This is a genomic window from Candidatus Accumulibacter phosphatis (assembly GCF_012939955.1).
Lineage (GTDB): Bacteria > Pseudomonadota > Gammaproteobacteria > Burkholderiales > Rhodocyclaceae > Accumulibacter > Accumulibacter delftensis.
The window spans coordinates 1-20,752 of the sequence record NZ_SPMY01000057.1 but is presented as its reverse complement, the minus strand read 5'-3'; the positions used below and the strand labels follow the sequence as shown (position 1 = coordinate 20,752).

Below are 20,752 nucleotides of genomic sequence, written 5' to 3'. Positions count from 1 at the left end.
TCGCTCATTCTCCGGCCGGGCGGCCACCGAACTCGTTCTTTTCCCAGAGCTGGCCCAGGCTGTAGTCCTCCAGCCAGCTCGCCAGTCGGTCCGCTTCAAGCCGCGTGAATTGCGTTGCGCCGCCGACGCGGTTGGCGACCAGGACATCCTCGGGCTGGAAATGATCGAGCAGCAGCGGCGATTGGGTCGACAGAATGACCTGCGTCGTGACGGCGGCTTGCTTGACCAGCGAGGCCAGCAGAGTGATTGCGTAGGGATGCAGACCCAGCTCCGGTTCGTCGACCAGGATCAGCGACGGGCGATAGCTGTCCGGTTGCAGGAACAGCGTTGCCAGGGCGATGAAGCGCAGCGTGCCATCGGAGAGGGATGCCGCGTCGAAATAGGCTTCCGAACCCTTGTGACGCCACTCCAGGCGGATCTTGTCAGGATTGAGCTGTTGCGGTTCGAGAACGAAATCATCGAAGAAGGGCGCGACGCGCTGAATCGTGCGACGGATCAGGCTGTACGCGGAGTCGTGCTTCAGGCGCAGGTAATAGAGGAAGGCGGCCAGATTCGAGCCGTCCGGGCGCAGGTAGCGGTTGTCGTTGACGTCCGCCGTCTTCTTCATCGGAGAAGTCGAACTGGTGTCGTGGAAGTGGTAGAGCCGCCAGCGATCGAGGTGCTGGCGTACGTAGGAGCCCGTGGGTGGCAGTCGCGGGTCGCTGATGCCGGCTTCCATTCCGAGTGAGGCGAGGTCGTCTGAATACGGTGCCGGAGCACACTTGACGCTACGGGAGACGGTTTCGGAAGCTGGGTGAAGCTGGTCTGCCGCGGTCGGTTCAAGAGCGATTGCGTACTGGTTAATGCCGTCCTTGAAGGAAACGCGAATTTCCAGCTTCTCGGTCGCCTTGGATCCGAAATGCAGGACTTTGTCGGCGCCACCCGCCTTGACCACGTAGTCCTGCAGATGCCCTTCGCGGATCGCGTGCAGGAAGGAAAAAACGCCGATGAAGTTCGACTTGCCCGATCCATTCGGCCCGATGACGACATTGATCGCCCCGAGCTTCAGTTTCTCGATGGCGGCGATGCTCTTGAAGCCCTTGACGGTGATCGTGTCGAGTTCAGGCATGGGTCGGTTCCGGCTGCGCTTCCGCGTCGACTCTAGCAGTTCGGCTCGTGACTGCGCGCAGATCGGCCTCCGAAATTCGCCGCTGGCCGGTGACGCATTCGTGGATCAGGGCTTTGCGGTAAGTGGTGAGGGCGGCGATCTGCGCTTCTACGTTGGCGACTATCCGATTCAGCTCGGCCGTGCGTTTATCGAGAAAAGCTGCGATTTCGATTTGCTCGGGTAGCGGCGGTCGTGGGACGAGGAGTCGACAGTAGCGAGTCGAGTTGAGATTCGATTGCTGGACCGAAGGGATGGCAAGTTTTCTTGCGAAGGACAGGAAGCCGGCGCAGTTGATCAGATAGTTCAGGTAGCGCGCATCTGCGCGGTGGTTCGTGCGAAGTCGCACGAGGTACGAGGCGAAAGTCACCTGGTCCGCCTTGCTCCGGCGAAAAATGGCGGCTTTCCCAACCTGGTCTGGGCTGTTGGTTCTGTTGAAGAGCAAATCACCTTTGTCGAGCAGCAGGTGTTCGGGAACCGTGTGCACGAAGTCGAGGTTGCGAAACGTGATTTCGCCGCGCTGGATATGCCCCATTTTAAGCACCGGGTAACGTCCTTCCGGTTCGGTGCTTTGGGAGATTCCATAATCAACGCTGGACACGATGCGCTTGATCCGACAGGCCTGCCAGTGGATGGGAATCATCGTGAGCCATTCGTTGTCGATGGTACGCAGCTCTGCGTCGACGCGCACACCTCGAGTGACAGTGTGTTCGATGAGGCTTTCCCTTGTGGTATCGAGTGTTTCGATCTGGCGGCGCTTGGCGGCTATTGCCGCGTCAATCGCTGCGCAACTCGCGTCGAGATATCCAGCGATGCGTTCTTGCTCGGGGAGCGTGGGCAGCGGGAGGCGATGCGAACCAAAGTCCTTATCGCTTATCGCCGGATAACCGACGCCGGTGGCCGTCGCTTCAAAATACTGCCGGCCGCGTTCGGATATCAGGGCGTAGTAGGCAAACTTCGGCAAGACCTTGTTTTCGATCGGCTGCACCACATTGAAACCTGTCGAACACACAAGGTTGCTACTGATCTCGCTCAAGAAGACGACAGCCTGCAAGTTGGGTCGCACTGACGAGATCAAGGTACAGTTCCGCGAGACACGGCGCCTGGCTCTTGACGGGGCGTCCTCGAAGCGCAAATTCTCAATCGCGTCGGGGTTGATGACCCCATGGTAGTCAACGTTCGAAATTTCGAGGTAGTCGAACTCGTAATCTGGATCCGTATTAGTTGGCAGTGAAGCTCCGTTGACAAGCGCGACATCTTTCAGCCGGTCTCTATGCCAGTCGGAAGGAAGCTTAGTCATTGCGCCAACCCCTCCAACATCTTCTCCGCCTCCTTCTCCAGCCTCCAGAACTCGGCGAGCAGTTCCTTCGCCGGTTTTGGCGGCTCATAGCGATAGAAGTACTTGTTGGGCAGGATTTCGTAGCCGAGCTGGGGGCTGTCCTGCCAGCGGATGACGGGTTTGGCGATTTCACGGTCCAGGAAGGCAGCAATGTCCTCGCCGTGCGGGATGTACTCGTCGTCCCTGACGTAGTGGTGGTGGGTCCATTCGACGGCGACCACTTCCGCCTTGTCGGCCAGCAGCGCCTTGAACTTCTGCGTTGCGTTGTCCCTGGGGGTTAGCGTGAGGACGCGGAGCGCCTCGCCCTCGCTCGCAGCTCCCTTTCCTCCGCCAGGCGAGGGCGTTGCGACGCGCACGCGAAAGATCAGCTCGCTGTCGTAGAACTCCTGTTCTTTCCTGAGGTTCGCGGCCGTGAAGGCTTTTTCGTAGGGCTCGGTGAGTATTGCTGGCTGATCGTTTTCGTCGAACTGCCAGAAGACGACGCTGACCTTGTGGTAGGCGAAGTCCTGGCAGCGGAAGATCTTGAGCTGCTCGTCGTGGTAGTCCGGCTGCCAGCCGTCGCGATAGCGCGTCTCGATCCAGGCGCGGTGGACGTCGGTGATGCGATTGCGTTTGTTGCCGAAGGACTTGGGTTCCTTCTCGAACTGCTGGCGGGCATCGATGAGCATCACGCGGCCGCGATGGGCAGCCGGTTTGTCGTTGCGCAGCAGCCAGACGTAGGTGAAGATTCCGGTGTTGTAGAAGAGCTGGTCGGGCAGCATGACTATCGCGTCGAGCCAGTCGTTTTCGAGGATCCAGCGGCGGATTTCGCTTTCGCCCGAGCCGCAGTCGCCATTGGACAGCGGCGAACCGTTGAAGATGATGGCGATCCGGCTTTCGCCCTTGGCCGCTTCCTTCAGCTTGGCGAGCATGGTCTGCAGAAAGAGCAGTGCGCCGTCGTTCACGCGCGGCAGGCCGGCGCGATAGCGGTTTTTCGCGAGCTTGCGCGTTTCGCTCTCGTAGCCGTCCTTGCCGCCCAGGTGACGCCAAAGGGCGGATTCGAGAGCATGAAGTCGAAGCGGTGGCGGCTTTCGGGCCACTGGTCGCCGGGCTCGCGGCTGTGCGGATCGTGCGGAATCAGTGAGTTGCCGAGATGGACGTGCGCCTGCCGGTCGTTCTTGATCAGCAGGTCGGCCTGGCAGATGGCGTAGTTGGCCGACGACAGCTCCTGGCCATGGACGGTGACGTACTTCTCGACGTCTGCCTTCTGCCTGGCCGTTGCTGCGCGGTCGAGCAGGTGTTCCTTGGCTACCGAGAGCATGCCGCCGGTGCCGCAGGCCGGGTCATAGATCGACAGGTGGTGGTCGGGGATCGGGATGTCGAGCAGTTCGACCATCAGCCGGATCACTTCGCGTGGCGTGAAATGCTCCCCGGCTTCCTCGCCGCTCTGTTCCGAAAAACGTCGCAGCAACTCTTCGTAGATGTAGCCCATTTCCAGCGGCGACAGTTTGTCGGGGCCGAGTTCAAGCTCCTTGTACTGGTTGAGGATCGGCGCCAGGCGGTTGTTCCTGACCATCTGCGCGATGGTTGCCCGGTAATTGAAGTGGTCGATGATGTTGTCGACGTTCTCCGAGAAACCGTTGATATACGCCCGGAAGTTTGCTTCGAGAAGGGTGTGGTCTTCGTCGTAGATCCGGCTCAGCGTCCATTCGGTGTGGTTGGCGAAAGGCGCGGTGCCGATTTCCAGCCGCTTTACCAGCTCATCGAGTTCTCGTCCTTTCAGCTCCGGGCGTCGGCCTTGGACCTCGGCCGCGGTATCGCGGCGCCATTTGATCAGCACGCATTCCAGGCGGCGGATGACGATGATCGGCAGGATGACGCTCTGGTATTCGTAGGCCTTGAACTTGCCCCGGAGCCGCTCGGCCGACTTCCAGATATCGGTGGCGAGATTGTCCAGTTTGGGCTTGTTCAGGGCGAGGGACATCGGGGTGTCTTCCTTCTCGTGGGGTGTGTGATCGCCTGCGGGCTTCCTAAGTTGCTGGCTATCTTTGCTGACGCGCGTTAGAGCGCTTCAGGCCTCACGCCTCACGCCTCACGCCTCACGCCTCAAGCCGCCAGCCCCGGCGTGCGGTGGCTGTCGATCACTTGCAGCAGCTGCGCGAAGACTTTCGGCGTGCCGGCAACCAGGTTGCCGGATTGCAGGTAGGTTTCGTTGCCGGCGAGGTCGCTGACCAGGCCGCCGGCTTCCGAAATCAGCAGGGTGCCGCCGGCCATGTCCCAGGGCGACAGGCCGAACTCCCAGAAGCCGTCGAAGCGTCCGCAGGCGACGTAGGCCAGGTCGAGTGCGGCGGCACCCGGGCGGCGCATGCCGGCCGTTTTCTTCGCCAGTTCCTTGAAGATTTGCAGGTAGGCGTCGATGTGGTCGTACATGCGGTAGGGGAAGCCGGTACCGATCAAGGCGGTTTCCAGTTTCAGGCACTTGCTGACCCGGATGCGGCGGTCGTTGAGGAAGGCGCCGCCGCCCTTGCTGGCGGTAAACATCTCGTTGCGCAGCGGGTCATAGACCACCGCTTGGGTGACCTGCCCGCGGTAGGCGAGGGCAATCGAGATCGCGTATTGGGGAAATCCGTGGATGAAATTGGTCGTGCCGTCGAGGGGGTCGATGATCCACTGATAGTCGCTGCCACCGCCTTGGCCGGCGGTCAGGCCGGACTCTTCTGCTAAAATGCCGTATTCCGGATAGGCCTCGCGCAGGATGTCGATGATCGCCGCCTCGGCCGCCTTGTCGACTTCGGTGACGAAGTCGCTCTGACGCTTGGTGGTGATCTGCAGGTGTTCGAGATCCAGTGCCGCACGGTTGATGATCTGGCTGGCGCGACGCGCCGCCTTGATGATGATGTTCAGAGCTGGATGCATGATTTTGACGGCGCGACGGGTGGCTGACGCAGCCCCATTGATGTAGAGGACCCCGATTCTAATATGAACAGGCCCGCAGGGTCGCATTCTTCCGGTTCGCCGCTCGCGCACATCCGCGTCGTCCTTTCGCACACCAGTCATCCCGGCAACATCGGCGCGGCCGCACGCGCGATGAAGACCATGGGTTTGTCGCGGCTGTCACTGGTCAATCCGAAGCACTTTCCCGACCCGCAGGCGGTGGCGCGTGCTGCCGACGCGGACGATATTCTCGAACAGGCGCAGCTCTGCAGCAGCCTCGACGAGGCGCTGGCCGGGACGGTGCAGGTGTACGCGCTGTCGGCGCGGCACCGCAACCTTGGGCCGCCGGCGCTGCCGGCACGCGAGGCGGCAACGGACATTCTCGGCTGGGCCGGCGAGGGCGAGGTCGCGCTGCTCTTCGGCAACGAGACGGCTGGCTTGTCGAACGCCGAGGTGCAGCGCTGCCAACGGACGGTGTTCATCCCGGCGAATCCCGACTACAGCTCTCTGAACCTGGCTTCGGCAGTGCAGTTGCTGTGCTACGAGCTGCGCCTGGCGGCCTTCGACGGTCGTCCGCCGGTGGTCACCCGCGCTGTCCCTTTTGCCTCGCCGCCAGCGGCGCATGAGGACGTCGAGCGCTTCTATCTGCACCTCGAGCGGGTAATGATCAGCAGCGGTTTTCTCGATCCGCAGCGGCCGCGGCGGCTGCTACCCAAGCTGCGCCGTCTGTTCGGGCGCGCCGAGCTTGAACGCGACGAGATCAACATCCTGCGCGGCCTGCTCGATGCGGTCGAACGGAAAGCCTCGCCAGGCGACGCGCCGCGCGCCATCCCCGGTGAGAGCCTGGGAAGTACGGCGAAGTAGTGTACTAAAATAGTCCGGTATTATATAATCGCGGTCATCGTTCAAGGATTTTCCGTTCATGTTCAACCGTCTTCGCGAAGACATCCAGTCAGTTTTCAAGCGTGATCCCGCCGCGCGCACTTTCTGGGAGGTGCTGACCTGCTATCCGGGCGTGCATGCCATCACCCTGCATCGTCTTGCGCACTGGCTGTGGGCGCGCGGTCTGCGTTGGCTGGGTCGCCTGGTTTCGCATTTCGGACGTTTCTTCACCGGTATCGAAATCCACCCCGGCGCGACCATCGGCCGGCGTATGTTCATCGATCACGGGATGGGGGTGGTCATCGGCGAAACGGCGGTGATTGGAGACGACGTGACGCTCTACCATGGTGTCACCCTGGGCGGCACCTCGTGGAACAAGGGCAAGCGCCATCCGACGCTGGAGGACGGTGTGGTGATCGGCGCCGGAGCGCAGGTGCTCGGGCCGATTACGGTTGGCGCGTCGGCGAAAGTCGGCTCCAATGCGGTGGTCGTCAAGAATGTTCCGAGCGGGGCGACCGCGGTCGGTAACCCGGCGCGAATCATCGACAACGAGCAGGACCAGAGGCGCGAGCAAATGGCAGGGCAACTGGGCTTTTCGGCCTACGCGCTGGCCGCCAATCAGGATGATCCCTTGGCCAAGGCGATTCATGGCCTGCTCGATCATGCGGCGGAAGTCGATCGGCGCTTCGAATTGCTGCTCAAGAAGCTTGAGGACGCTGGCGTGCATGTCAACGGCGACCTGGCGACGGCGGCTCGGTTCGACCCGCAATACCTGAGTAAAATAGTTGACTAATAGGTGCTCGCTCGTTATAGTGAATAGTGTAGTATTTTGATCAACAATTATTAGTACTTGTAGTATCGGAGGAGGAAATATGAGACTGACGACGAAAGGACGCTTTGCAGTGACGGCGATGATCGATCTGGCTCTGCGCGGTGGTGACGGCCCGGTGTCTCTGGCTGGCATCAGCGAGCGCCAGAAAATTTCGCTGTCGTATCTGGAGCAGTTGTTCGGCAAGTTGCGCCGCCACCAGTTGGTGGGCAGCGTGCGTGGTCCAGGTGGTGGTTATTGCCTGGCGCGGCCAACCAGCGCGATGACCGTCGCGGACATCATTCGTGCCGTCGATGAGCCGCTCGATGCCACCCAGTGCGGTGGTCGCGAGAATTGCCATGACGAAGAGCGCTGCATGACCCATGACCTGTGGGCGACTTTGAACGTCAAGATGTTCGACTATCTGAGTTCCGTGACGCTGGCCGACCTCGTCGCGCAGCAGGGCGGCAAGAGTAGCGGCGAGGTGGCGGTGATGCATCAGGAACGACGAAAGGCTGATGAGCGGCGGAAGGGCGAGCGTCAGCGCGCCAAACTCATCGCTGTCAATAGCTAGCCGAAAACTGGAAAGTTTCGCCCGTCGCCGTGTTCGCTCCCGTCTATCTCGACCACAACGCAACAACCGCTACCGATCCGGTGGTGGTCGAGGCGATGTTGCCCTACCTCTCGGGGCTCTGCGGCAACGCTTCGAGTCGTCATGAGTACGGCCGGGCGGCGCGGCGAGCGATCGATGAGGCGCGCAGCAAGGTGGCCGCGGCGGTCGGTGCGCATGCCAGCGAGGTGGTGTTTACCAGTGGTGGTTCGGAAGCCAACAACCTGCTGATCAAGGGTGCGGCAGCGTGCCTGAAACCTGGCCTGCTGGCAGTCAGCGCCATCGAGCACCCGTGTGTGATCAGGCCCGCCGAGCAGCTCCGCAAGCGCGGCTGGACCTTGCACAAGCTGGCGGTGGACGCCGCCGGACGGGTCGATGTTGCAAGCTTCCAGGCCGTGATCGCCGAGCAACCGCGCATCGTCTCGGTGATGCTGGCCAACAACGAGACCGGCGTGGTGCAGGACGTCGCTTCGCTGGCGACGCAGGCCGGAGCGGCAGGGGCCTGGTTTCATACCGATGCGGTGCAGGCGGTGGGCAAGATCGCCGTCGATTTTCGCCAGCTCAACGCCGCTGGCGTCAATGCCCTCAGCCTGTCGGCGCACAAGATCGGCGGTCCCAAGGGGGCGGCGGCACTGGTGCTCGACAAGCGACTCGACATTGAGCCCTTGATCGCTGGCGGAGGTCATGAACGTGGTTTGCGTTCGGGTACCGAGAACGTGGCGGCAATCGTCGGTTTCGGCGTGGCCTGTGAATTGGCAGCGGCGCGCCTGGCGGACGTGGCGCCGCGGCTGCTGGCCCTGCGCGAGAGGCTCGAGAGGGGGCTTTTCAGCCTCGGCGCGACGCTCTTTGGCCAGGCCGCCGAGCGCTTGCCGAACACTCTCTATTTCGCGTTTCCCGACATCGACGGCGAGACACTGGTTGGCCACCTCGACCGCGCCGGTTACGCCTTGGCCAGCGGCTCGGCCTGTTCGAGCGCCAACCCGGAACCCTCGCATGTGCTGCGCGCGATGGGCGTCGAAGCCGAACTGGCACGTGGCGCGCTGCGGGTCAGCCTGGGTGCCGCCAACAGCGCAGCCGAGATGGATGGATTTCTGGTAACGCTGCGGGCCACCGTTCTCAGGCTGCAGCAGCTGACCGCGATGGCCGTCTGAGCAGAAAACCGCAGCGGACGGCGGAACCAACGCCCAGGACAATGAGTCAAGAGTCGCACGTAACACGCAACCTGTACACATCGGAGCAAGAGCAATGCTGAAACTGCCTATCTATCTTGATTATTCGGCGACCACGCCAGTTGATCCGCGCGTCGCCGACAAGATGATCCCTTATCTGGTCGAGAAATTCGGCAACCCGGCCTCGCGGTCGCACGCCTTCGGCTGGGAAGTCGAGACGGCGGTCGAAGAAGCGCGCGAAGAAGTGGCCAAGCTGGTCAACGCCGACGCCAAGGAAATCGTCTGGACCTCGGGGGCCACCGAGTCAAACAATCTGGCGCTCAAAGGCGCAGCGCAATTCTATGCCGGCAAGGGCAAGCACCTGGTGACGGTGAAGACCGAGCACAAGGCCGTGCTCGACACCTGCCGGGATCTCGAACGTCTCGGTTTCGAAGTTACTTACCTCGACGTCCAGGACAACGGCCTGATCGACCTCGACGTCTTCAAGGCGACTTTGCGCCCGGACACCATTCTGGTGTCGGTGATGATGGTCAATAACGAGATCGGCGTCATCCAGCCGATCGCCGAAATCGGCGAAATCTGCCGCGCAAAGGGAATCATCTTCCACGTCGATGCGGCACAGGCGACGGGCAAGGTGGTCATCGATCTGGCGACGCTGAAAGTCGATCTGATGAGTTTTTCGGCCCACAAGACCTACGGCCCGAAAGGCATTGGCGCGCTCTACGTGCGCCGCAAGCCGCGCATTCGCCTGACCGCGCAGATGCATGGCGGCGGTCATGAACGTGGCTTCCGTTCCGGTACGCTGCCGACGCATCAGATCGTCGGCATGGGTGAGGCTTTCCGCCTCGCGCGCGTGGAAATGGGAGCCGAGAACGAGCGTATCCGCATGCTTCGCGACCGCCTTTACAAAGGCCTGTCGGACATTGATGAGGTTTATGTCAACGGCGACATGGAGCAGCGTGTTCCGCACAATCTGAATATCAGTTTTGCCTACGTCGAAGGCGAATCGTTGCTGATGGCGGTCAAGGATTTGGCGGTGTCGTCCGGATCGGCCTGCACCTCGGCTTCGCTCGAACCTTCGTACGTGCTGCGCGCCCTCGGCCGCGAGGATGAACTGGCGCACAGTTCGATCCGCTTCACCCTCGGCCGCTTCACTACCGAGGAAGAGGTCGACTACGCGGTCAAGCTGCTGCACGAAAAGATCAGCCGGCTACGCGAGCTTTCGCCGCTGTGGGAAATGGTCCAGGAAGGCGTCGATTTGAGTACGGTCCAGTGGGCCGCCCATTGACAAGGCATAACAGGCATCAAGGAGAATCATCATGGCATACAGTGTAAAAGTTCTGGATCACTACGAGAATCCACGCAACGTTGGTTCGTTTGGCAAGGACGACGAGGGTATCGCTACCGGCATGGTCGGTGCGCCCGCCTGCGGCGACGTCATGAAGCTGCAGATCAAGGTCGGCAAGGGCGGTGTCATCGAAGACGCCAAGTTCAAGACCTACGGCTGCGGTTCGGCGATTGCATCGTCTTCGCTGGTCACCGAGTGGGTCAAGGGCAAGACCATTGAGCAGGCGCTGGACATCAAGAATACGCAGATCGCCGAAGAACTGGCGCTGCCGCCGGTCAAAATTCATTGCTCGATTCTCGCCGAGGACGCGATCAAGGCGGCGGTCGCCGACTACAAGAAAAAGCACGCCGATCAGGCTGCCGTTTGAGTTCGCAGCACTGGGCCGAAGCCAGCACAACCGAGGTCGCAAATGCAAATTACAGCAGGAGGTTTTGATGGCAGTGACACTTTCTGAAAGGGCCGCCAACCACGTCGCCAATTTCATGGTCAAGCGCGGCAAAGGTATTGGTTTGCGCCTTGGCGTACGCACCAGCGGCTGCTCGGGCATGGCCTACAAGCTCGAGTTTGCCGATAGTGCGCAACCGGACGATGTCGAGTTTGAATCGCATGGCGTCAGGGTGCTGGTCGATCCGAAGAGCATGCCTTACCTCGACGGCACCGAGCTGGACTACGCGCGCGAGGGGCTCAACGAAGGCTTCAAGTTCAACAACCCGAACGTCAAGGACGCTTGCGGCTGCGGCGAGAGTTTCAACGTTTGACTCCGCAGGGCGCGGAGCGGCGGCGGCTCGATGGCTTCGCTTCGTAGACCACTGCTCGCTGCTTGTCCCGACCGGCGTCTTGACTGAAAAGCATGGACTTCAACACCGATCATTTCTCGCTGTTCGAGCTGCCGGCCAGCTTCCGGCTTGACGCGGCACTGCTCGACCGGCGCTACCTGGAGATGCAGTCGTGCGTTCACCCCGACCGCTTTGCGAGCGCTGGTGACGCCGAACGGCGCCTCTCCTTGCAGTGGGCAACACGGGTAAATGAAGCCTATCAGACGCTCAAAAAGCCGCTACCACGCGCCAGATACCTGTTGCACTTGTCAGACCACGACGTCGGCAGCGAGAACAACGTCTTGATGCCGACCGACTTTCTGATTGAACAGATGGAATGGCGCGAGGCGGTTGGCGAAGCGCGCCTGGCGGGCGAGCACCATGAGCTCGAGCATCTCCACCATCGCTTGCAACACGACATCGCCCAACGTTATGACGAGCTTGCGGCGTTATTTGACGACGCTCACGACCTCGAACAGGCGGCGGATCGCGTCCGGCGCCTGATGTTCATCGAGAAGCTGCTCGTCGAACTCGACGAGGCGATGATCGCCTGCGAAGAGTGAACACTGAACACTGAAGAGTAAATAGCGGCTACTGAACAGCAGGCAGCAAGTGCACGGCAGTCGCATCGCCTTGGTTTGCCTTGCGTCGTAAAGCTTATTCTCACACCGGTAACAAGTATCAGGACCTCAATTTCTTCATGGCGTTATTACAGATTGCGGAACCCGGCGAGTCAGCAGCGCCGCACGAGCATCGGCTGGCGGTCGGCATCGACCTCGGGACGACCAATTCACTGGTGGCGACCGTACGTAGCGGTCTGGCCGTCGTCCTTCGCGACGAACTCGGTCGTCCCCTGCTACCCTCGGTGGTCCGTTATCTGCCCGATGGCAGCAGCGAGCTCGGCTACGAGGCGCAGGCGCAGCAAGCGCTCGATCCGCGCAACACCATTGGTTCGGTGAAGCGCTTCATGGGCCGCGGCATTACCGATATCGCCAATCGCGAGGCCATGCCTTACGTCTTCGAGGACAGTCCGGGGATGCTGCGCGTGCATACCGTCGCTGGTGTGAAGAGTCCGGTTGAAGTCTCCGCAGACATCCTGCGTGTTTTGCGCTTGCGTGCCGAAGCGGCGCTGGGCGGCGCGCTGGTGGGCGCGGTGATCACCGTGCCGGCGTACTTTGACGAGGCGCAGCGGCAGGCGACCAAGGACGCCGCGAAACTCGCCGGACTGGCGGTTTTGCGCTTGCTCAACGAGCCGACGGCGGCGGCGATCGCCTATGGGCTGGACAATGCCGCGGAGGGTGTCTATGCGGTCTATGACCTTGGCGGTGGCACTTTCGATATTTCGATTCTCAGGCTGTCGCGGGGAATCTTCGAGGTTCTGGCGACCGGCGGTGACTCGGCGCTTGGTGGCGACGATTTCGATCATCGCATCTTCTGCTGGATCATCGAAGCCGCTGATCTCAAGCCGCTCTCGGTCGAGGACGCCAGCATGCTGCTGGCACGAGCACGCGAAGCCAAGGAATACCTGACCGTACACGGTGTGGCGCCAATCAGCGCGCGTCTGACCAGCGGCGAGCGGGTTGAGCTGCAGTTGACCACCGGGATCTTCGCCGAGATCAGCCAGACGCTGGTTGCCAAGACCATTCAGCCGGTCAAAAAGGCGCTGCGCGACGCCGGCCTGTCGGTTAGCGACGTCAAGGGCGTGGTGATGGTCGGTGGTGCAACGCGCATGCCGCAGGTTCAGCGCGCGGTGGGCGAATTCTTCCGGCAGGACCCGCTCAACAATCTCGATCCGGACAAGGTCGTGGCCATTGGCGCGGCGACGCAAGCCAACCTCCTGGCCGGTAACCGTGCGGCCGGTGATGACTGGCTGCTGCTCGATGTGATTCCGCTGTCGCTAGGCCTGGAAACGATGGGCGGCCTGGTCGAGAAGATCATTCCGCGCAATGCGACGATTCCGACCGCGCGTGCGCAGGAATTTACGACTTTCCGCGACGGCCAGACGGCGCTGGCCATTCACGTCGTCCAGGGCGAGCGCGAGTTGGTCAGCGATTGCCGTTCGCTGGCGCGCTTCGAGCTGCGTGGCATCCCGCCGATGGTCGCCGGCTCGGCGCGCATCCGCGTCGCTTTCCAGGTTGATGCCGATGGCCTGCTGGCGGTCAGCGCTCGCGAGCAGGCTTCCGGGGTCGAAGCGAGCATCATCGTCAAACCCTCGTACGGCCTTTCCGACGACGAAATTGCCGGCATGCTCAAGGACTCGATGACGCACGTCAAGGACGACGCGCAGCGGCGCGCGTTGAAGGAATCGCAGGTCGACGCGCAGCGCCTGCTGGAAGCCGTGCGCGCGGCGCTCGCCGTCGACCGCGAACTGCTGACGGCCGACGAGTTGGCGCGCGTCGAGGAAGACATCGCCAAGCTCGAGAGCGCAGCGCTCGCCGACAACCGCCGCCAGATCATGCTGGCGATGGACGATCTCGAAGCCGACACCAAGGACTTCGCCGCCCGGCGCATGGACAAATCGATCCGGCGGGCCTTTGCTGGCCGCAACATCAACGAGCTTGATGGCGATTCCGTGGCCAGCAAGACGGGAGAAACCGCATGACCCAGATCATCGTCCTGCCGCACATCGAGCTGTGCCCGGACGGCGCCGTGTTCGACGCCCGGCCAGGCGAATCGCTGTGCCAGAACCTGCTCGAAAACGGCATCGCCGTCGAGCACGCTTGCGAAATGTCCTGCGCCTGTACCACCTGCCACGTCGTTGTTCGGGAAGGTTTCAACGCCCTCGAGCCTTCCGACGAAGTCGAAGACGACCTGCTTGACAAGGCCTGGGGCCTGGAGCCGAATTCGCGCCTGTCGTGTCAGGCGATGATCAATGACACGCCGCTGACCATCGAGATTCCGCGCTACTCGATCAACATGACCAAGGAAGGCAAGCGATGAAATGGACCGATATCAACGAGCTGGCCATCGAGCTCGTCGAAGCCCATCCGGAGGTCGATCCGCTGAAGATCAACTTCGTTGACCTGATGAACTGGGTCGTCGCTTTGCCCGGCTTCGAAGACGATACTCGCCACTGTGGCGAAAAAAATTCTCGAGGCGATCCAGCAAGCCTGGATCGACGAGCTGGCATGAAGCCCGACGATAGCGGCGGGCAGCAGCGCAACGTCCTCGGTGGCCTGCTCGGCGCGTGCAGCGAGCATCCGATGACCGGGTTTTTTTCGTGACGGCTGCTGTAACACCAGCGAGGAAGATTTCGGCAGCCATACCATCTGCGTGGTCGCCACCGCCGACTTTCTCGCCTTCTCCAAGGCCAGCGGTAACGACTTGTCGACACCGCGACCGGAATTCGGATTTGCCGGCCTGCAGCCCGGCGATCGTTGGTGCCTCTGTGCCGCCCGCTGGCAGCAAGCCCTGCTCGCCGGCAAGGCCCCACAGGTGGTTCTCAACGCCACCAACGAAGCCGCGCTGCTGGTCGTCAGCCTTGACGATCTCAAGCCGCACGCCATCGACCTGAACTGAAGCGCAGCGCACGAACCGGCGGACGCCGATGATCCGTGCTCTGGGCGTCGCGCGGGTGAACTCATTTCGACGACCCGCCACTCATCGATTGCTACTTCGAGCGCCTGCCTTGACCCCCTTGCAAACCGGCATCTGCCCTGCCCAGCCATGAATATCAGAGTCGCCACCTACAACATCCACAAAGGCGTCACCGGCATTCGTGGTCGGCCCCGCATTCACGACGTGCGGCAGGCACTGCAGGCGATCGACGCCGACATCGTCTTCCTCCAGGAAGTCCAGGACCGTAACGAGCGCCTGGCACATCACCCCGATCAGCCGCTGGGAACGCAGCTCGAGTATCTTTCCTTTGGCGCCTATGCGCATCGCGCCTACGGCATGAACGCGGTTTACCCGCACGGGCATCACGGCAACGCCATTCTCTCGCGCCACCCCATCGTCGACTTCGTCAACCACGACATCTCCGACCACGTGCTCGAAAAGCGCGGCCTGCTGCACGCCGTGATGCGCGTCGGCAGTGGCCAGGGCAGCGAGGTACATCTGATCTGCCTGCACCTCGGCCTGATTAAACGCAGCCGCCTTCGCCAGGCGACTTTTCTGGCTGACCTGGTGCAGCGCGAAGTCCCACCGGACGCGCCGCTGATCATTGCCGGCGACTTCAACGACTGGCAGCAGCGTGTCGACGGCCTCCTGCGTGCCCGTCTTGGCGTCGAGGAAGTGGCGGTCGCGGCCAGGGCTGCCTCACCCGCCAAAACCATGCTCAACTGGCTGCTTACCTGGCGCAGCGGCAAGCGCCCGGGCGCTGGCGTTTCCCGCACTTTCCCCAGCTTCGCCCCGTGGCTGACCCTGGACCGCATCTACGTGCGCGGCTTCGAGGTCCTCGACATGCATGTCCCCAACGGCCTGGCGTGGGCGCGCTGCTCGGATCACGCGCCGCTGGTTGCCGAGTTGAAACTCTGAGCAGCCTGCGGGGGCGCGCTGTTTCGCGCTTGATCGAGGTAGAGCTGGCTCAATCTTTCTGGGCAATTCCCGGCGGTAGTACGACCTTGGCGATACGTTTCGCCAGGGTGTAGATCCTGCGCATCTGGTCGACGAAGGACATCTGCATGCGCACCAGAGTGAGGTAGTCCGGATCATCAGTGGCGACAAGCCGTGTCGCTTTTCTCTCCAGCAAGCGCTCGCTCTGGTCGCGGATGGTGTCCTTCATGATCATCACCGATTCCGCTGCCCGCTGGTCATTGTCGCGAATGGCCTGTACCGCCAGTCCCACAGACTTCAGTGTGGACTCATAGAGCTCGATCAATATCGTTCGGGTTTCGCCTTCCGTCGCGGACTTGATGTTCACCAGCTTGCGGGCCAGGGCAACCATATCGGTTTCGATGACGTCTGCCAGATTTTCCAGATTGTCAGTGGCCACCATCAACTGCTGCATTTCGGCGCTTTCCCGTTCGGTCATGTGGCCGACGCGAATCCTGCCCAGATAGCGAAAGATTTCGGCCTCCAGAATATCCACCTCGTCGTCGCGACGGGCGATGTCCTCGATGCGCTCAAGGTCTCGATCTCTGAGTGCCGGCCCGACGTCGCGCAACATGCCGAGCGTGATCTCGCCAACCCGCCCCAGTTCCAGGCGCACCGCTTGCAGCGCCACCGATGGTGCTTCCAGCGCGCCATCATCGAGGTATTGGGCTTGCACGATCACCCCCGGCGGTAGTGCGCGGTCTGGTACCACCCGCTCGGCCATCTTGGCGAACCAGCCGGTGAAGCCGATGAACAGCACCGTGTTGAGGACGTTGAAAAGCGTGTTCGCATTGGCGATCTGGCGTGGGACTTCGGCCGCCGCTCTGGCGGCGCCCTGTAACTCCGGGCTGGCGGGTGAAACCCACACCGACAGGTCAGCCAGTAGCCAGATTACCGGCAACCAGATCAGGGTGCCGATGACATTGAAGGCCACGTGCACCACCGAGGCCCGCGTCGCTTCTGCGGACTTGCTGCTCAGGATACCCATGAAGGCCGTCGTCGCAGCGGTGCCGATATTGGCGCCGAGTGCCAGTGCGATGCCGGCCGGCAGTGCCAGCAAGCCTTCACTGGCCATGGCGATGGCGATACCCACCGTCGCCGCCGATGACTGCACGATGGCAGTGAACAGCGCGCCGGCGGCAATGCCCGCGAGCGGGTTCTCGAGTCCTTTGAGGATGACCAGGAAGGGCTCATAGGTGCGCAGTGGCGTCATGCCGCTGCTCATCAGGCCCATGCCGTAGAAGACCAGGCCGAGGCCCATGATCATCATGCCGTAGTACTTCACTTTTTCCCGCTTGGCGCTGAACATCATGAAAAAGCCGATGGCGACCGGACCGAGGGAATAGGCGGAAAGGTTGAAGGCAAGTAGCTGCGCGGTCACGGTGCTGCCGATGTTGGCGCCCATGATCACGCCGACCGATTGCGTCAGGGTCATGAAGCCGGCACTGATGAAGCCGACCACCAGCAGCGTGGTGACCGTCGAGGAATTGAGTATGCCAGTCACAAATGCGCCGGTCAGGGCACCCGTGAAGCGATTGGTGGTGAGCTTGGCGAGCACCGTTTTCAATGCCTGGCCAGCGGCTTTCTTCATGCCTTCCGATAACAACTGCAGGCCACCGAGAAACAGCGCCAGGCCGCCGAAAAGACCCAGGAACAGCTGCACCCAGTCCGGGGATTCGGCAGCGACATCGGGCTCGACGGCAAATGCCGAGAAGGCGATCGCCAGCAGCAATACCGGCACGCCGATACGCAGCAGGGAGAGCTGGAGATTCGGGAAGGCGGGCGGGGCAGCTGGCAGTGATCTCATCGGTACCCTTTGCAGAAACTTGGTGACGGGAAGTTGGCCGCAGAAAAGCTTTGCCGCGACTGCAGAAAGTGCCACGCAGCTTCGCTGTTGCGCAATGGAACAGACAATGGCCGCCGATGAGTAAAGGAGGCGTGCACCAGGGCGGTCAATCGAGCGGCACAGCCGCACTGCCGCAGTAGTACCTGCCTGGCGAAGGCGGCGACACGAAGCGGGCTGATGGCGGCGGCGCGCCTCGCCACCGTCTCGGCACCGGCGCGATAGCTGTGGCGTTGCAGCAATTGCGCCCGTACCTAGGGAAAAGTAGCTGGTCGCGCTATGAACTGAAGAGCTCTAGTGGCCATGATGCGGGGTTGTGCACCGCACCAAAAAAGGTGTTATAGTGGCCTCAATTGCTTACCTTATAACGCTTCCCAGAAGCTCCATGTATATCGTAGATGATCCAACCCTGGCGCTGATTGCTCGGTTTTTGGGCGATGTCGCGTCTGAAGCTTACTCTGATGAAGAGTTCTTCAACCGCCAGCTCAGCGCTGTCGAAGCCTACGTCGAGGGTTTCCCCGAGGACGAACGCGACGCGCGAGCCCTGGAGTGGATCGAGGGCAACGCCATGCACTATCGCCAGCAGTGGCAGAAGCAGACGGCGATCAGCACGTTGGCGAGTCGACGCTGTCCCGATTGCCCACTGGCCGGTGGTCACCAGGAAAAACCTTGTGCCATCCACCGCCGTTGGTTGCGGCTCCTTGAGCGCTACGCCGCGGACAAGCTCTCTTCACATGAATATGTCGAAATGAGCCTGGCGTTATTGGCGGCCCACAAGAGCTGGCTGAAAGTGACTCGGCGTCGCGAGCCCGCGGATTCGGCGCGGTCGTCGGCCTTGTACGCCAGCTGACTGGCAGGCGCGGAGCGCCGCTTCCCCCTCAAGCAACAGATTTCGCCAAGAAAATGAGCACATCTGTGCATTTGTCCCTCCTTCTAAAGCGGTGTTGTTGGCGATACTTGCTACACGCGGTCGCTGGCGGAAAGGTGACCGTAGGCGATTAAGGCGATTGCCGGAAAAGAACGTACCAGATTGCGCCGGATTTTCGGTCGGCTTCAAGGCGCGACAACAGACGCATAGTCGAACTATGTAACTGTTGTCGCAACACAGAAGACGGGCGAAAAGACAAGCTAGACAGTATGTTCTTTGACAGAAATCGCCTAAGGCCTGGTGTAGGCAGCGGGCGCCGGGGGGAAGAGTCAAACCGCTGGACCATGCAGCCGTTTTCTCGAACTGAGGAGCGGGCAAGAAAGGAGTCTGGAAATGAAAGTGATGATGATCGTTGACGGCGACTGTTGCGGATTGAAGATCGATCCGGAGGATGACGAAGGTAGCGCCTTGCTTGCCGCCTTTGGAATCACGGGTACGTTCTACCGCCGGCTCGGCGGCACACAGGTACCGCTTGCCTTGTCAGCAAAGCAACTGAGCGCGAGCTACGAGGGGACGCCGGCGGAAGTCGATTGAGCTGCCGCGCGACCGAGCCAGCGGCTTCTTGCTGGCTTCCTGACTAACGGTCATGACATGTCGAGACACCCCTGATGATGAAAGCCATGACCGTTTTCCCTCTTCCCCTGACCCTTCTCCCGCGAGGGAGAAGGGAGTTTCGTGAGTCGCTTGCGCGACTTTCACATTAAACTGCGGCCACTGGCTCACCGCCGAGGGCCGCCAGCAGATCGTCAAGCAGTTGCGCGACTTCGCCGCTCATCAGGGTGAAGTCGAGGTCGAAGCGCTCGTCTTCGTTGTCCGCCTGGCCGTCGGCCTGCTCCTTGAGGATGTCGAGGAAGGCCAGTCGTTTGATCTGCAGGTTGTCGTCGAGAACGAAGGAAATGCGGTCGTTCCAGGTCATCGCCAGACGTGTGACCACCTTGCCGGCCTCGATATGCTGCCGGATTTCCTCGCCTTCCAGGCTGTGCTTGACGTAGCGCACGGTCGCTTTTTCGGCGGAGCGCAGTTCGAGATCCTGGTCGAGCGTGAAGCCCGCCGGCGCTTCGCCGCCGGCCACCCAGCCGGTCATCGCCGCCGACGGCGACTGGATGACCTTGAGTACTTTGGCAGGTACGCCGTCGACCGACTTGCGCAGATGTTCGAGCAATTCCTCGGCTTTCGCCGGCGACGCCGAATCGATCACCAGCCAGCCGTTGCCCCGGTCAATCCAGGCGAAGCTGATGCGCCCGCGAACAAAGGCCCGCGGCAGCAGTTCGAGAGTCATCTCTTCCTGGATTTCACGCATTTCCTTGCGCCCGATGCGGCGCCCTTCGGCCTCTTCGATGGCTTTTGCCTTGTCGCTGGCAAAACGCTTGACGATCGATGCCGGCAGCAGCTTTTCTTCGACACCGAGGGCCAGCAGCCATTGCTGGTTGACCGAATGGATCAGCGCGCCGCCGTCGCGTGGCGCTACCCAGCCGATGCTGCGTGGATCGGTCGCACTGCACCCTTGCAGCGTCAGGCGGGCAAGCTGTTCTTCCAGCGCTGCGGCATCAATGGCCCAGTTCTTGGGGAGGCGGTAGAGATAAAGGTTCTTGAACCACATGGGCGGACTCGAAATCGGAAAAAGGCGGCAATTATAGGCCTGAATCGGCGGCTTCTTGCCAGCTCAACTTTACCCGCCTGCCCGCGCGCGGTAGGTCAGCCGCTGGTCGCCAGGGCGAGCAGGCGAGGAAACTCGGCTGCGCGGCAGAGGCAAAGCCAAGCCACGCAGCGCTCCGCTGGCCTCGGTTGCGCGCGGGGGCTGACAACACAGGCTGGTCGCGGTTAGAATGCCGCACTTGCGCCGGCGCTTCGGGCCGGTGTGCTTGCCAAGTGGCTATGCCGGGAGTGCGTTTTTGTGCATGGTCGTGCGTGCGCTTGACTTGGCGACGGGCAGTGCCCAGGTGGCGAAATTGGTAGACGCAGCAGGTTTAGGTCCTGCCGCCGCAAGGTGTGGGGGTTCGATTCCCTTCCTGGGCACCACAAGGCTAGACGCAGCAAGGGTTTCAGGGCGGTCCGTGTAACTTCCCGTGTAAGAGTTGCAGTTATCCACAGGTTTTGGGCTGGTTACGTGGCCCGCTGTAACCATTGACGGATGAATTGCGCCACGGTTTTGATGTTTCAATGTTCACGCAAGTTGATGGCGTTAATGTGAAAGTCGCGCAAGCGACTCACGAAACTCCCTTCTCCCTTGCGGGAGAAGGGGCAGGGGGAAGGAGGGGAAGCGGGTCATGACTTTCATGATTTGGGGGTGTCTCCACGTGTCATGACCGTTAATGTGAAAGTCGCGCGGCAGCTCAATCGACTTCCGCCGGCGTCCCCTCGTAGCTCGCGCTCAGTTGCTTTGCTGACAAGGCAAGCGGTACCTGTGTGCCGCCGAGCCG

20 protein-coding genes, 1 tRNA gene and 2 pseudogenes are annotated in these 20,752 nt (G+C 61.6%); 16 read left to right on the top strand and 7 right to left on the bottom strand.

Annotation, left to right across the window (positions count from 1 at the left end):
- Positions 1-4 precede the first annotated feature (4 nt).
- From E4Q23_RS18235 to E4Q23_RS18220, 5 genes are all read right to left on the bottom strand, one after another.
- Positions 5-1,108: an AAA family ATPase gene (locus E4Q23_RS18235; protein WP_169067964.1), complete on the bottom strand. Its 1,104-nt coding sequence runs from the start codon at positions 1,106-1,108 to the stop codon at positions 5-7.
- Positions 1,101-2,444, bottom strand: coding sequence for a restriction endonuclease subunit S (locus E4Q23_RS18230; RefSeq protein WP_169067963.1), 1,344 nt, complete (start codon positions 2,442-2,444; stop codon positions 1,101-1,103). Before E4Q23_RS18230 ends, E4Q23_RS18235 begins: the two co-directional genes overlap by 8 nt.
- Complete coding sequence (locus E4Q23_RS24655; RefSeq protein ID WP_336511730.1) at positions 2,441-3,427, bottom strand: HsdM family class I SAM-dependent methyltransferase; 987 nt, start codon at positions 3,425-3,427, stop codon at positions 2,441-2,443. Before E4Q23_RS24655 ends, E4Q23_RS18230 begins: the two co-directional genes overlap by 4 nt.
- Positions 3,424-4,446 carry a type I restriction-modification system subunit M gene (locus tag E4Q23_RS24650; RefSeq protein ID WP_272873712.1) on the bottom strand — a complete coding sequence of 341 codons (1,023 nt, stop codon included), beginning with the start codon at positions 4,444-4,446 and terminating at the stop codon, positions 3,424-3,426. Before E4Q23_RS24650 ends, E4Q23_RS24655 begins: the two co-directional genes overlap by 4 nt.
- A gap of 122 nt (positions 4,447-4,568) precedes the next feature.
- On the bottom strand, positions 4,569-5,378 hold the full coding sequence (locus tag E4Q23_RS18220; protein ID WP_169067962.1) for an inositol monophosphatase family protein: 810 nt from the start codon (positions 5,376-5,378) through the stop codon (positions 4,569-4,571).
- Between the two features lie 63 nt (positions 5,379-5,441).
- Between E4Q23_RS18220 and E4Q23_RS18215 the strand changes: the two genes are divergently transcribed.
- The 13 genes and pseudogenes from E4Q23_RS18215 to E4Q23_RS18155 all read left to right on the top strand — a co-directional run bounded on the left by E4Q23_RS18215 (position 5,442) and on the right by E4Q23_RS18155 (position 15,504).
- Positions 5,442-6,260 (top strand): RNA methyltransferase, encoded by an 819-nt coding sequence (locus tag E4Q23_RS18215; RefSeq protein ID WP_169067961.1) that lies wholly within the window; start codon positions 5,442-5,444, stop codon positions 6,258-6,260.
- A 58-nt stretch (positions 6,261-6,318) separates the two neighbouring features.
- Positions 6,319-7,071: a serine O-acetyltransferase gene (gene cysE, locus E4Q23_RS18210; protein ID WP_169067960.1), complete on the top strand. Its 753-nt coding sequence runs from the start codon at positions 6,319-6,321 to the stop codon at positions 7,069-7,071.
- 79 nt (positions 7,072-7,150) lie between these two features.
- Positions 7,151-7,660, top strand: a complete 510-nt coding sequence (gene iscR, locus E4Q23_RS18205) for a Fe-S cluster assembly transcriptional regulator IscR (RefSeq protein WP_169067959.1) — start codon at positions 7,151-7,153, stop codon at positions 7,658-7,660.
- Positions 7,661-7,689: 29 nt separating this feature from the next.
- On the top strand, positions 7,690-8,847 hold the full coding sequence (locus tag E4Q23_RS18200; protein ID WP_169067958.1) for an aminotransferase class V-fold PLP-dependent enzyme: 1,158 nt from the start codon (positions 7,690-7,692) through the stop codon (positions 8,845-8,847).
- Between the two features lie 94 nt (positions 8,848-8,941).
- Entirely contained in the window at positions 8,942-10,153 is a 1,212-nt protein-coding gene (locus E4Q23_RS18195) for an IscS subfamily cysteine desulfurase (protein ID WP_169067957.1), read from the top strand.
- Between the two features lie 31 nt (positions 10,154-10,184).
- Positions 10,185-10,580, top strand: a complete 396-nt coding sequence (gene iscU, locus E4Q23_RS18190; RefSeq protein WP_169067956.1) for a Fe-S cluster assembly scaffold IscU — start codon at positions 10,185-10,187, stop codon at positions 10,578-10,580.
- Positions 10,581-10,647: 67 nt separating this feature from the next.
- Entirely contained in the window at positions 10,648-10,971 is a 324-nt protein-coding gene (iscA, locus tag E4Q23_RS18185) for an iron-sulfur cluster assembly protein IscA (RefSeq protein ID WP_169067955.1), read from the top strand.
- Between the two features lie 92 nt (positions 10,972-11,063).
- Complete coding sequence (gene hscB, locus E4Q23_RS18180) at positions 11,064-11,591, top strand: Fe-S protein assembly co-chaperone HscB (RefSeq protein WP_169067954.1); 528 nt, start codon at positions 11,064-11,066, stop codon at positions 11,589-11,591.
- A gap of 137 nt (positions 11,592-11,728) precedes the next feature.
- Positions 11,729-13,630: a Fe-S protein assembly chaperone HscA gene (hscA, locus tag E4Q23_RS18175; RefSeq protein ID WP_169067974.1), complete on the top strand. Its 1,902-nt coding sequence runs from the start codon at positions 11,729-11,731 to the stop codon at positions 13,628-13,630.
- Positions 13,627-13,968, top strand: coding sequence for an ISC system 2Fe-2S type ferredoxin (gene fdx, locus E4Q23_RS18170; RefSeq protein WP_169067953.1), 342 nt, complete (start codon positions 13,627-13,629; stop codon positions 13,966-13,968). The genes hscA and fdx overlap by 4 nt, the downstream gene beginning before the upstream one ends.
- Positions 13,965-14,160 (top strand): annotated as a pseudogene (gene iscX, locus E4Q23_RS18165) (Fe-S cluster assembly protein IscX). Before fdx ends, iscX begins: the two are co-directional and overlap by 4 nt.
- Positions 14,157-14,547 (top strand): annotated as a pseudogene (locus E4Q23_RS18160) (DUF2237 family protein). Before iscX ends, E4Q23_RS18160 begins: the two co-directional pseudogenes overlap by 4 nt.
- Positions 14,548-14,694: 147 nt before the next feature.
- Positions 14,695-15,504, top strand: coding sequence for an endonuclease/exonuclease/phosphatase family protein (locus tag E4Q23_RS18155; RefSeq protein WP_169067952.1), 810 nt, complete (start codon positions 14,695-14,697; stop codon positions 15,502-15,504).
- Positions 15,505-15,553: 49 nt separating this feature from the next.
- Here E4Q23_RS18155 and E4Q23_RS18150 read toward each other — a convergent pair whose 3' ends face one another.
- Positions 15,554-17,368 (bottom strand): Na/Pi cotransporter family protein, encoded by a 1,815-nt coding sequence (locus E4Q23_RS18150; protein ID WP_169067951.1) that lies wholly within the window; start codon positions 17,366-17,368, stop codon positions 15,554-15,556.
- 421 nt (positions 17,369-17,789) lie between these two features.
- Here E4Q23_RS18150 and E4Q23_RS18145 point away from each other — a divergent pair, with 421 nt between their 5' ends.
- Together E4Q23_RS18145 and E4Q23_RS18140 are read left to right on the top strand one after the other, a co-directional pair.
- Entirely contained in the window at positions 17,790-18,254 is a 465-nt protein-coding gene (locus E4Q23_RS18145; protein ID WP_169067950.1) for a hypothetical protein, read from the top strand.
- Between the two features lie 411 nt (positions 18,255-18,665).
- Positions 18,666-18,866: a hypothetical protein gene (locus E4Q23_RS18140; RefSeq protein WP_169067949.1), complete on the top strand. Its 201-nt coding sequence runs from the start codon at positions 18,666-18,668 to the stop codon at positions 18,864-18,866.
- Between the two features lie 166 nt (positions 18,867-19,032).
- On the opposite strand, the gene E4Q23_RS18135 is transcribed toward E4Q23_RS18140, so the two are convergent.
- Positions 19,033-19,932 (bottom strand): recombination-associated protein RdgC, encoded by a 900-nt coding sequence (locus tag E4Q23_RS18135; protein WP_169067948.1) that lies wholly within the window; start codon positions 19,930-19,932, stop codon positions 19,033-19,035.
- Positions 19,933-20,266: 334 nt separating this feature from the next.
- Between E4Q23_RS18135 and E4Q23_RS18130 the strand changes: the two genes are divergently transcribed.
- Positions 20,267-20,351, top strand: a tRNA-Leu gene (locus tag E4Q23_RS18130).
- Positions 20,352-20,752: the final 401 nt, after the last annotated feature.